The 13295-nt window shown below is 38.3% G+C and carries 4 protein-coding genes; 2 read left to right on the forward strand and 2 right to left on the reverse strand.

What is annotated here, in order from left to right; translation table 11 throughout:
* Positions 1-220: 220 nt before the first annotated feature.
* Positions 221-2059, reverse strand: coding sequence for an ATP-dependent zinc metalloprotease FtsH3 (ftsH3, locus tag PL8927_RS23155; protein ID WP_083625818.1), 1839 nt, complete (start codon positions 2057-2059; stop codon positions 221-223).
* Between the two features lie 437 nt (positions 2060-2496).
* Between ftsH3 and PL8927_RS23160 the strand changes: the two genes are divergently transcribed.
* Complete coding sequence (locus PL8927_RS23160; protein WP_083625819.1) at positions 2497-10890, forward strand: glycosyltransferase; 8394 nt, start codon at positions 2497-2499, stop codon at positions 10888-10890.
* A gap of 52 nt (positions 10891-10942) precedes the next feature.
* On the opposite strand, the gene PL8927_RS23165 is transcribed toward PL8927_RS23160, so the two are convergent.
* Positions 10943-12451 carry a UbiD family decarboxylase gene (locus PL8927_RS23165; protein ID WP_083625820.1) on the reverse strand — a complete coding sequence of 503 codons (1509 nt, stop codon included), beginning with the start codon at positions 12449-12451 and terminating at the stop codon, positions 10943-10945.
* A 177-nt stretch (positions 12452-12628) separates the two neighbouring features.
* Here PL8927_RS23165 and PL8927_RS23170 point away from each other — a divergent pair, with 177 nt between their 5' ends.
* Positions 12629-13288 (forward strand): RNA polymerase sigma factor, encoded by a 660-nt coding sequence (locus PL8927_RS23170; protein ID WP_083625821.1) that lies wholly within the window; start codon positions 12629-12631, stop codon positions 13286-13288.
* Positions 13289-13295 lie beyond the last annotated feature (7 nt).

Raw genomic sequence — 13295 nt, forward strand, 5'->3', positions numbered from 1 at the left:
CCACTGCTAATTTCTATAAAAAATAGGGCTATTTCTATGTTTTGAAATAGCCCTATTTTTTATAAGAGGGAACAGGGAACAGGGAACAGGGAACAGGGAATAGGGAATAGGGAATAGGGAATAGGAAGAACAAGACTTAAGCTTATAGGTTGGCTGAATCAGTCTAGGTTCTAACTGTTCTGGTAACTGTTATAAAACCCTGCAATTTTTGAACCTTGAATTAAGCGATCGCAGCCATTTTAACATCATTATTGGCTAACAATTCTTGCAGTTCATCCGCATCTACCGTCTCTTTATCAATTAACAAATCCGCTAATTGATTCAAAACATGGCGGTTTTCAACTAACACTTGTTTTGCCCGTTTATAGGCTTCATCCACCAGTTGACGGACTTCTCCATCAATAGTAGAAGCAGTTTCTTCAGAAAAATCCCGTTCTGACATAATATCCCGTCCCAGGAAAATATTCCCCTGCTGACGACCTAACGCTACTGGGCCAAGGCGATCGCTCATCCCATAACGAGTAATCATTTGACGGGCCACACGAGTTACCTGTTGTAAATCATTAGAAGCGCCTGTTGTAACTTCTTCTTCCCCGAAGATAATCTCTTCAGCCACCCGACCGCCCAAGGCGACGGCCATTTGATTTTGCAAATAAGAACGGCTGAATAAACCGGAGTCCATGCGTTCTTCACTGGGCATGAACCAGGTTAAACCCCCAGCCCGACCGCGAGGAATAATGCTAATTTTCTGTACGGGGTCATAGTCTGGCATTAACGCCCCAACTAAAGCGTGACCCGCTTCGTGATAAGCCACCAGGGTTTTGCGTTTTTCGCTCATCACCCGATCTTTCTTCTCAGGGCCAGCTAATACCCGGTCAATGGCATCATTAACTTCATCCATTGAAATTTCTGTCAAGTTGCGACGGGCGGCTAAAATAGCGGCTTCGTTCAACAAGTTGGACAAGTCCGCTCCGGTAAACCCAGGCGTCCGACGGGCAATTTTGTCCAAGTCCACATCTTTAGCCAAGGTTTTACCCCGTGCATGAACTCGGAGAATTTCTGAACGGCCGTTATAGTCGGGACGGTCAACAACCACTTGACGGTCAAACCGACCCGGACGCATTAAGGCGGAGTCTAAGACATCGGGGCGGTTGGTCGCAGCAATAATAATAATGCCTGTATTGCCTTCAAACCCGTCCATTTCCGTTAATAACTGGTTGAGGGTTTGTTCGCGTTCATCGTTACCGCCTCCTAAACCAGCCCCCCGTTGACGTCCTACCGCGTCAATTTCATCGATAAATACGATACAAGGTGCATTGGCTTTCGCTTGTTCAAACAGGTCACGAACCCGGGATGCACCGACCCCGACGAACATTTCCACAAATTCTGAACCGGAAATACTGAAGAAAGGAACTCCGGCTTCACCCGCAACCGCTTTGGCTAATAGGGTTTTCCCTGTTCCTGGGGGGCCAACTAATAACACCCCTTTGGGAATTTTCGCACCGACGGCGGTGAAGCGGTCGGCATTTTTCAGGAAGTCTACCACTTCGCTGAGTTCCAGTTTGGCTTGTTCAATACCCGCCACATCCCCGAAAGTAACTTGGGTTTGCGGCTCCATCTGGACTCTAGCTTTGGACTTGCCAAAGTTCATCGCTTGACTACCAGGGCCATTCTGAGCGCGGCGCAGTAAGAAGAATAAGCCAACTAAGAGTAAAACGGGGAAAAATAGGCTGCTGAGGGCTTTGAACCAAAAACCCTCATCATTTTGGGGTAAAACCGAAATATCAACATTATTTTGAGTCAGGATATCGATCAGCGCCGGATCGTTGGGGAGGTTGACTAAGACTTTACTCCCATCTTGAGCCGTAACTAAGGCTCTGGAGCGATCGGAACTGAGGCTGACCCGTTCAACTTTATTATTCTTGACTTCTTGAATAAAGGTACTATACTTCCAGCTTTCCCGCGTTTGGGGCTGTTTGTCAAAAAAGGCGGTTGCTAATGCTAAGACTACAATGGCAAGCAGGGCGTATAACCCCGCATTTCTCCAGCGTTTATTCACCGAGGTCTATCCTCCTACTGTTGCTGCGAGTCCACAGGACTCTGGTATCGTTCTGTTATTGTTACTAATCTTAACGTATTTTTCATCAAGACTGGGTAGGGTGTCGTTGATCATCTAAATTGGTTAAGGATAAAGCGATTGATCTCCCCGCATCGGTGTCAACGACCGCCGAAAACCCCTGTTGTATCCTAGATTAGATCCCCCTAAATCCCCCTTAACAAGGGGGACTTTGATCCCGCCTATCCCCCTTTTTAAGCCAGGTAGGCGGGATAGTTCCCCCCTTTTTAAGGGGGGTTAGGGGGGATCGACCCTTAGAGAAGATTTCAGTTTTCTACGCTACTTTTAGCCTGAAGTTGACACGAATGATCGCCCCGGCACTCGCGCACAGTAATATAGTAAAAGATTTTTCACTCCGTTCTGTTTAAGGTCAAATTGTTGTGCAAGTTGAACGTCAACCGAAAGTTAAGCAAAATTCCCTGTGTAAAATTTGTAGTTCCTTATCTCCCTATTTTGCTGAAGCTACAATTTTAAATGCCTATTCTATTGATTATTTTAAATGTTCGGTTTGTGGATTTGTGCAAACTGAAGATCCTTATTGGTTAGATATAGCTTATTCTAATCCTATTGCCATCAGTGATGTGGGATTAGTAGCCCGGAATTTTAAATTTTCTCAAATTACTCAACAGTTAATTTTATCGGGTTTTCATCCCCAAGGAAAATTTTTAGACTATGGTTGTGGTTATGGTTTATTTGTGCGTCTGATGCGAGATTCGGGGCTAAATTTTTATGGCTATGATAAATATTGTCAAAATATATTTTATCAGGGATTTGAAGGAAATGAACAAGAAACTTATGATTTAGTCACGGCTTTTGAGGTTTTTGAACACTTTGTTAATCCCCTGGAGGAAATTCAAAGCTTATTAAAGTTCTCTAAAAATTTGTTATTCAGTACCCAACTGCTTCCGGCTAATCATCCGAAACCCGATGAATGGTGGTATTATGCCCTCCATGAAGGTCAACATATTTCGCTCTATACCTATCAATCTTTAGTAAAAATTGCTGAAAAGTTTAAGTTGAATTTATATTCCGATGGCAGTAATTTACATCTATTAACGGAAATAAAACTATCAGAATCTGCTTGGAAAAAAGTAGTGTCTATAGAATCTCCTCCTCATCCTCTACCCTCATTAATTGAGCAGGATTTTTTAAGAGCAATAGCAACTCGAAAAAACAGTGATCACCAACCTGTAGAAACAAAAATAATGTCTAATCAAAAGTTAATTAAAGTTGTCATTGATGGCGTATTTTTCCAAATTCAAAACACCGGAATTGCTAGAGTTTGGAAATCCTTACTAGAAGAATGGTCTAAAGGGGATTTTGCTCAACAGATTATTGTGTTAGATCGAGCCGGAACAGCCCCGAAAATTGCCGGAATTCAATATCACAAAACTCCTGTTTATGATTATAATAAAGTTGATCAAGATCGTCAACTCTTGCAAACAATTTGTGATCAAGAAAATGCAGATATCTTTATTTCTACTTATTATACAACTTCCCTAACAACACCTTCCGTTTTTATGGGATATGACATGATACCCGAACAATTAGGACTGGATTTAAAAACTCCCATGTGGAGAGAAAAACATTATGGAATTGAACACGCATCCGCTTATATCACAATTTCTAAAAATACGGCTCAGGATTTAGTTCAGTTTTTCCCGAAGATTCAACCCGATAAAATAACGGTCGCTCATTGTGGAGTTCCTTCAGGATTTTCACCCGCAAAAATAGAAGAAATTCAACAGTTTAAAGAAAAATATGGCATCAATAAACCCTATTTTATTTTAGTCGGTCAACGCTTAGGTGCAGGAGGTTATAAAAATAATTTATTATTCTTTAAAGCCTTAGCTGAACTCAAAAATAACCGAGATTTTGAAATTATTTGTGTGGGGGGAGAACCAACTTTAGAAGCAGAATTTTATCCCTATATTCAAGGGTTGAAAATTCATTTATTGGAATTGAGTGATCAAGAATTAAGACAAGGTTATTCGGGTGCAACAGCCTTAGTGTATCCTTCTAAATATGAAGGATTTGGAATGCCTATTATTGAAGCAATGGCTTGCGGTTGTCCGGTAATTACCTGTCGCAAAGGTTCAATTCCAGAAATTGCAGAAACAGCAGCCTATTATGTGGATGACGAGCAGGTTTTAGCAATGCTTCAAGCTTTAGAACAAATTCAAAAAACAGAAGTTCGTCAACCTTTAATTCAAGCGGGTTTAGCACAAGCTTCTCAATATTCTTGGTCAAAAATGGCTGCAATTGTTCAAAATACTTTAATCCAAACCGTGCAAAACTTAAAAACACAAAAACAACAGCTTGATTTTCAAGATTTTACCTATTCTAAACGTAGCCATTTTAATCAGTTTCAACCCTTTGGATCTTATACCAAAATTCATCCTGATGCCTGTGACCTGAAAGTTTATCAAGATTTATTAGTCTATAATTTTATTACGAAAAATTTACCCAAGGGTGCAAAACTGTTGGAAATTGGCGGGGGGAATTCCAGAGTATTGCAGGCTTTAAAACAGGATTATGAATGTTGGAATTTAGACAAATTTGAAGGCATCGGTAATGGCCCGAATCAAATTAGAAATGCGGAGAATTACCGAATTATTTTAGACTATATTGGCAACTTTAACTCGGAACTTCCTACTCAATATTTTGATTGTGTTTTTAGTATTTCCACCCTAGAACATATTGCTGAAAATGAAACAACCTTTGAGCAAATTACTCAAGATATTGATCGGCTTTTAAAACCTGATGGCTTTTCTTTGCATTGTTTTGATGTTTTAGTGAAAGAAGCAGAAGTTTGGACAAATCAATTTTTACCCTATTTATTTAAACACCAAAAAACCTTAAATTCAATGATTCCACTTTCAGAGATTAAATTTGATCCTGATTTATATGGAATGTCAGAAACAGCTTATCGTCAATTTTGGCAACCCATTACCCAAAAATCCTATCAAGAATTTGGTCTACCAATTTCCTATAATATTCTCTGGCAAAAATCACCCGTTAAGATCACATCTGTATCCCCTCAACTTTTAGTTTCTTCATGTTTACCCAAAATTTCTATTATTACCCCTTCCTTCAACCAAGCTGAATTTTTAGAAGCTTGTATTGATTCGATTTTAAATCAAAATTATCCCAACTTAGAATACATAATTATGGATGGGGGAAGTACCGATAATTCAGTTAATATTATCAAAAAATATGAAAAGTATTTAACTTATTGGCAAAGTCAACCCGATGGCGGTCATTATGCGGGGGTAAATGCGGGATTTCAAAAAACAACAGGTGAGATTATGGGATGGTTAAATTCAGATGATCAATATCATCCTGACGCTTTTTATAAAATTGCGGCGACATTTCAACACCATAAACAGGTGGAATGGCTAATGGGAATTCCGACGGAATGGGATCGAAAAGGTAAACGCATTCCTCGTCAAGTTCCGATTCCAAAATGGACAAGAAAATTATTATTAGAAAAACAGGGAGTTATACAAAATCAAGAATTACAGTATCTTTGGATTCAACAGGAAAGTACATTTTGGACGCGATCGCTTTGGGAAAAAGCAGGTTCTTATTTACAAAAAAATTGGCAATTAGCCGCAGATTTTGAACTCTGGTTAAGATTTTCTCGCTATGCACAATTACATTTAGTCAAAACATTTATAGGCGGATTTCGGACGTATGAAGGTCAACGATCCCAAACTTATCGACAACAATATTTTCAAGAAGTTGAACAAATTATCCAAGAGGAATTAGAACAAATTCTGGTTGATCAATCCTCCTCCGAACAACTATCTCCTCCAGCGATAACTTTAGATGAAACTCATGTTTTAGCTTTAAAAGAACAAGGATTAACTGAAAATAAAATCAAAGTTTCTGCGATTGTTTCTACCTATAATTCAGCAGCAATTATTGGGGGACGGTTAGAAAATTTAGTGAATCAAACCCTATTTAAAACTGGGGAATTAGAAATTATTGTTGTTGATTCGGGTTCTGAGGAAAATGAAGGTGATATTGTTTTAGCGTTTAAACAGCAATATCCTGACTCTATTATTTATATTAGAACTGAAGAACGAGAACCGATTTATCAAGCTTGGAATCGAGGAATTGCGATCGCACGGGGTGAATATATTACCAATCAAAATACTGATGATCGACTAAAATTAAACGCTTTAGAACAGTTAGCAACCTATTTAGATGAACATCCAGAAGTCATATTAGTACATGGTGATCAACAACCTGTATCACCGGGAGAAAGAATTAATCTTGAAGATTTAAAGGGTAAACCGCACTGGAACTGGTCAGGATTTTCCCGCTTAAAATTATTATTTTTAGCACAGGTTGGTTCTCAACCCATGTGGCGAAAATCTCTACATAATGACTATGGATTATTTGATCAAACCTTAAAAGTTCGAGGAGATCAAGATTTTTATATTAGAATTGCTAATGCGGGAGAGTTCCATTTTATTCCTGAAATATTAGGGACTTTGAACTTATCTGAAAACTCTTTAAGTCATCAACAAGATTTAAGTCGGGAAGAAGAAGTTTTAATTTTTAAACGATATACCTCCTCACGCGAAAAATTAGCTCAATTTTTAAATCTAAATTCCATTAAATTAACGGATCAAAATTATCAAATTTTAGTCAATAATTTCTGCTGTGATTTGGCGAATCAAGCTTTATCTCAGTTCCATCTTCCCTTTTATATCAAGTTGATCACAGAATTATTAAACTCTGTTGCTGAACTAGGAACCTATCAACAAACAGTTCAAACCAATCTATTAAGAATTTGGAACCGATTTGCTGACCCCGCCACACGATTTCAATTCATGAAAACCTTATCAGCAGAAGTTATAGAAACTTGTGATCAGCAAATTCAACTGAAAGGAGAGGGAATGGAAAAAATTGATCCGTCTCAACTTTATATTGATCTTTCTAAACTCAATACCGTGAATGCACCCTCAATTTCTCCGGTTTTGATCTCTCAAATTCGACCCTTTTGGTCAGTGATGATTCCGACTTATAACGGCGAAAAATATTTAGAACAAGTATTAAATAGTGTTCTGAGTCAAGCACCGAGTTCAGAAGAAATGGAAATTATTGTTGTTGATGATTGTTCAACGCATCCAGAGATTGAATCTCTAGTCAAACGAGTCGGTCAAAATCGGGTTCAATTTTATCGACAACCGCAAAATTTAGGGTTAATTCCTAACTGGAATGATTGTATTAAACGAGCGAAGGGAGAATGGATTCATATTTTGCATCAGGATGATTTAGTTCTCCCTGAATTTTATAGTCAAATGCGAAATTTATTAGAAAAACAACCCACCGCAGGTGCTGCATTTTGTCGCCATTATTATATCGATGAACAGGGAAAACAGCACTCACTTTCGGCTTTAGAACAGGAAACAAGCGGGATTATTTCTAATTGGTTAGAACGCATTGCTGTGATGCAGAGAATTCAATTTGCTTCTATGGTGGTTAAACGCAGTGTTTATGAAATATTGGGAGGGTTTTCGGAAGCAGCAGGTTCCGCCGCCGACTGGGAAATGTGGAAACGCATTTCGGCTTACTATCCTATTGCTTATGAACCTCAAGCTTTAGCTTGTTATCGTTTACATTCAACCTCAGAAAGTTCTCGATTAATTGCAATGGGTATTAATATTTCAGATACTTTAAAATCCATTGAACTATCTCAATCTTATCTTCCTGAAGATCAAGCAATGGAGCTATCGAATAAAGCTAGAGAACACTATGCTTTTTATGCCATTAATACCGCTAAACAACTGTTAATTCAGGGAGACGCTAAAGCGGTTATTGCTCAAATTCAAGCCGCTTTAAAATGTAGTCAATCTGATGGGATTAAACAAGCCATTATTGCGTTATTCAGTCCTCAACAACAACCCAAAGTTCAACTAAAAGCCTTAACTCCGGCTCAAATTTTAGCAGAAGTTTCGCGGTTGACGGAAGAATACAAAAAAACAAATAACCCCACTGAAATTCTGAATTCCTTGCGTCAAATTCGGCAGATTGTGGCTCAATATTGGTTAGGTTTAGACAAAGAAAAATTAGAAAAAACTTATTTAGCAGAAATTGGTCAAGCCCATAAAATTCTGTTGAATAGTGGTTTAAAAAATCAAGCCTTAACCTCTCAAGAAAAAGCTCAAATTCAAGATTGGTATGCTTACCTAGAAACCGGATTAAATCAACCTCAAGGGCTACAACATTTATTAGCAATTACATTATATAGCTATCCTTACAATATCTCACCAAATTGGTATATTCAAGCTCCGATTCCGAAATGGTTTTTAGACGATTATTTTCAGTTTATGTTATCTGTTCCTCAGTTTTTTCAGGAAGTAGGAGAAGCCAACCGCTATTACCGTTATATCGAGAGTTGGATTAACTATATTCATGGGCGGTTCATGAGTGATCCTGAGTTCCCCATTTGGAAAGAATTAGCTTGGAAATTTACCCAAACCGCTAACTTTATTCCCTTATATTTTAATACCGCTAATCTCAAAGAAATTTATATTAAACGGGCAGAAATTATGGAATTTGCCCTAAAAAATTTAGGTCATTCCTTAGAATATCAGTTTCCTGAACGTTCAACAACTCGCCAGAAAATTCGTTTGGGAATTCTCAGCAATCATTTTCTTCCTCAAACAGAAACCTACTCAACCCTACCTGTTTTTGAGTATTTAGATCAGACCCAATTTGATGTAACTTTATATGCAATGCAATCTAATGATCATCCCCTGGAAAAATACTGTAAAAGTCGAGTTGAACGCTGGGTACAACTGCCCAAAAATATAACAGATCAGGTGCAATTAATTCGCAATGATGATTTAGATATTCTGTTAATTGGAACGAATGTAACGGCGGTTAATCATGGGATAACGTTATTAGCATTACATCGGTTAGCTCGAATTCAAGTTACCTCAACATCATCCTGTGTGACAACAGGAATGCAACAGATTGATTACTATATTTCGGGGACTTTAACAGAATCAAAACAGAATCCTCAAGACCAATATCGAGAACAATTAATTCTCCTAAAAGGTACAGCCCATTGTTTTAGTTATTATGCTACTCCCCCCGAACAACCGCAATTTATTCCCACTCGTTCCCGTTTAGGAATTCCTGATCAAGCCGTTGTCTTTATTTCGGGAGCTAATTTCTATAAAATTATTCCTGAATTACGAGAAACTTGGGCAAAAATATTAGCAAAAGTTCCAAATTCTGTGTTGGTTTTATATCCGTTTAATCCTAATTGGGCTTCTCAATATGCTGCATTTCCCTGGCTGAATAATTTTAAAGAAATTTTAGCTAAATATGGTGTTGATCCGAGTCGTTTAATTATTCTCAAACCCCAAGGAAGTCGCAGCGATATTAAAGAATGTTTGAAGTTAGCGGATGTTTATTTAGATTCCTATCCCTTTTCTGGGGTAAATTCTTTAGTTGATCCTTTAGAAGTGGGTTTAGTTCCTGTGGTGCGAGATGGGGATGGAATTCCTTCTTTTTCCCCGACAACATCCCAAGCGGGAGAAGTTTTTGTCGTGGGAGAGGGCGGCTCATTTCGTTCCTTGATGGCTGCATCTTTGTTGCGATCGCTCTCTATTCCTGATTTAATTGCTAATAGTGAAGAAGCCTATATTAATTTAGCCATTACCCTAGCGAATACGCCTCAATTCCGACAACAAAAACGCCAAGAAATTCAACAAAAAATGCAGCAGAATCCTGAATTTTTGGATAGTCGAACCTACTCCGCTAAAATGGGGGTAATCTTTCAACAGTTATTTAAAAATTGGCAGCAAAACCAGAAATCTGTTCCCGTGAATAATCGAGAAACAATCCAACATTATTTATCGAGATTGGTTACTCATGTCAATCGTTATGACTTAGAAAAAACGAATCAAACTGTAATTAATGAGTTGCGATCTATCCGAAAAATTATGGCGGAAAATTGGTTACAGGTTTCGCCAGAACAGTTAGAACAAATGTATAAAAATGATTTAGGAAAAGGATATCAAATTCTTTTAAATCGAGGGATTCAAAAGGAACCTTTAACCCCAGAAGAACAACAGTTTATTAACCAGGTTACACAACACGCTATTGGACTCAAACAGTCAGATTCTATTAATGCTCTGATGGTTTTAATGTTATATTATCCCCCTGGAAAAATATTAGTTGCTAATGCAGATACTCGTTTACCTCAGTGGTTACTAAAAGATTACAAACGGGTGTTTGAAAATTCGTCAGTTTTGGAAAAAGTTGAACCCTCAATCGAGTCCAAAACTCCGGCTGCGGTCACGGAAAATCAAGTAGTCGCTGAAACAGAATTCTTCCAAAATCGTTTAGTAGGGTGTGTGAATTTATATCGAATTGATCCTTCTAATACTGCTATAATTGAGGAATTGCGTCAAATTCGTCAACAATTGGCGGATTTTTGGTTAGGTTTGGAACCAACACAATTAGAATCCGTTTATCAAAGTTCAGTAGGTCAAGGCTATCGAACTTTATTACAAAGTGCGTTTTCTCAACAACCTTTGACTTCCACAGAACAACAATTTATTAAAATGTTAGCTTCTCAAATGAATCAAGGATCAAATGAAATAGATCGGATAAAATGTCTGTTATCAGTGTTATTATATTGTCGCCCTGAACAATTACAAATACACGATCTTTCCCGTTTACCGCAGTGGTTTCGGTCAGATTATGAACAATTGAGTCATCAGGTTTCTAGTCGAAAAAGTTAGAATTTTGGGTTAGTATTAGATGGTGCGTGCGCGGAGCTTACGCACCCTACATTTATTTGATATCGTAGCCGAACAAATTGGGATCGACTTCGGTTAAATTCAGATCATTTAATCCATATTCTGCCCACCGTTTGGTTACCATTTCGGCGATATCAACATCTGATTCTAAAGGTTCTCCCCATTCGTGATTCGTTTCAGGAGGGATTTTTGTGGTTGCATCTATCCCCATTCTTCCCCCTAATCCAATTTTTTGACTGGCAAAATCTAAGGTATCAAAGGGCGTATCAGGAAGAATAAAAACATCCCTGGACGGGTCAACTTTTGAACTAATTGCCCATACCACTTGTCGCGGATCTCGAATATTAATATCCTTATCCACAACTATCACAAATTTGGTATAAGTAAACTGAGGTAAGGCACTCCAAAACGCTAAAGCAGCCCGTCTCGCTTGACCGGGATAGGCTTTATCAATGGAGATAATAGCGGCTTTATAACTTAAGGCTTCCATGGGTAGGAAAAAGTCTACAATTTCCGACACTTGCTGTCTTAAAATCGGGGTATAAATCCGGTTTAATGCGATCGCCATCATCGCTTCTTCTTTAGGTGGACGACCACTAAATGTTGTTAAATAAATCGGATCTTGACGATGGGTAATACATTGAAATTTAATCAAAGGAGAATCTTCAACGCCACCATAATATCCTATATGATCGCCAAAGGGCCCATCGGGTAGCATTTCCCCAGGAGTTATGGTTCCTTCTAATACAAATTCTGAGTCCGCAGGAACTTCTAAATCTACCGTTTTACACTTGGCTAATTGTACCCCAGAACCCCCATATAATCCTGCAAATAACCATTCGGATAAATCAACGGGAATGGGAGTCGCCGCCGCCATAATAATTAACGGATCAACCCCTAATGCGATCGCAATTTCTAATTTTTTCCCCTTCTCTGCCGCTTTGCGTAAATGTCTAGCGCCTCCTCGCACTGATAACCAATGCACAGTCATAGTATTTTTAGATTGCAATTGTAAGCGATAAACTCCCACATTGGGGGTTCCGGTTTCACAATCTTTTGTAATTACTAATCCCAAAGTAATAATTTTCCCTGCATCTTTAGGATAGGGACGAATCATGGGAATTTGGTTTAAATCAACGTCATCTCCTTGAATTATATTCTGTTGACAAGGTGGAAAAAAGTTGCGCCCTGGTTTGGCTTTAACAACATCAAACAAAATTTTTCCAAAATCAATCGCTTGGGAGATTTTTTTAGGGGGTTTCGGTTGTTGTAACATTCCCAATTTTTTCCCCAATTCCTCTAACTCTTGGGGGGTTTCCATATTCATTGACCAACACACCCGTTGTTCTGTCCCTAATAAATTGATCGCAACGGGATAGGGTGAACCTTTGACATTTTCAAATAATAATCCAGGGCCCCCATATTGCAACATTCGGTTAGAAATTTCAGCAATTTCTAAGTCAGGATCAACTAAGGTTTTAATCCGCCGTAATTGTCCCCGTTCTTCTAACAGTTTTAAGAATCCCCTTAAGTCTCTTGCCATTGTATTTAAGAAGTGTTACATCTGTTTTTATATTATGACAGTTTAGTGGGCTTCGTGCCGATCTGTGTCAAAATTTTCGGTAAGTGTCATTATTTTTAGGGAGTCCCGGCTATAACGGACTTCAGAAAAATACATCCCTTCTCAAATTATAAACTTTCCACCTAACCAGGTTTTGCTATGTTATTACCAGAACCACCAGAAGAATTGATCAAGCGCTATCTTCAAGGAGATCGGGAAGCTTGTCGAGAACTTTTGAAACGTCCTGAATATTATCTAATTTGTAAAATTATAGCCAAGAAAAGATTTTTAGGAAAGTCTAAGGACTGGGAGGATGCGGCTCAAGTCGCATTTGAAAAAATTTTAATCGAAGCTTTAAACGGTAAATTTAAGGAAGGAAATTTAGAAAAATTTAATCGGTGGTGTTCTACAGTAGCCTTGAATGCTATTCGAGATTCCCTCCGCAAACTTAAAATAGAAAGTGAATTTTTTAAAAATCAAAGCTCACAGATTAATGATAATGTTCCTGATATCCGAGAAGATTTAGAAACACTAAACACAAATACTCAGATTCAAAAAGCTATTATTTCTATAGACCTGCAAAATCCGAATAAACAGTTTCTGCAAATTTGGCAAGGATTAAAATCGGGTAAAAAACAAACGGAAATTGCTCAGGATTTAGGTTTAAAGCAAGCTGAGGTTTCTAAGCGTTTTCGGGAATTATCCGCTTTAGTTGGGAAAGAATTAGGCTGGTTAAACGTTAAACAAGTAGAGGAGATGTTGAAAACAATTCGTCAGGGTCGAAAACCGAAACGTTCCCAAGAAGATTGGGACAACTAGAATAGCC

The sequence above is a fragment of the Planktothrix serta PCC 8927 genome, assembly GCF_900010725.2.
Taxonomy (GTDB): Bacteria; Cyanobacteriota; Cyanobacteriia; order Cyanobacteriales; family Microcoleaceae; genus Planktothrix; species Planktothrix serta.